Genomic DNA, 234 nt, shown 5'->3' with positions numbered 1-234 from the left:
GCCGAGCACGCGCTGCAATGCGGCTACTGCACGCCGGGCATGCTGATGACCGCCCGCGACATCGTCACGCGCCTGCCCAATGCCGACGACGCGCGCGTGCGCCTCGAACTCTCCGGCAATCTGTGCCGCTGCACCGGCTACGTCGGCATCGTCCGCGCGATCCGTCGCGTGCTCGATGCACGCCGTGCGCGCGCGGCCGTGCCGCTAGCGGCGGACGCGGCAACAGCCTGAACC

1 protein-coding gene is annotated in these 234 nt (G+C 72.2%); it reads left to right on the top strand.

Annotated features, from left to right (window positions below; translation table 11 throughout):
- The coding region (locus tag SB753_RS41540; protein WP_410805752.1) for a (2Fe-2S)-binding protein at positions 1–231 on the top strand (231 nt) is incomplete at its 5' end.
- Positions 232–234 lie beyond the last annotated feature (3 nt).

This window comes from Paraburkholderia sp. SIMBA_053 (assembly GCF_046534895.1).
In the GTDB taxonomy this organism is placed as follows: Bacteria; Pseudomonadota; Gammaproteobacteria; order Burkholderiales; family Burkholderiaceae; genus Paraburkholderia; species Paraburkholderia caledonica.
This window is presented reverse-complemented; position numbering and strand designations above follow the sequence as displayed.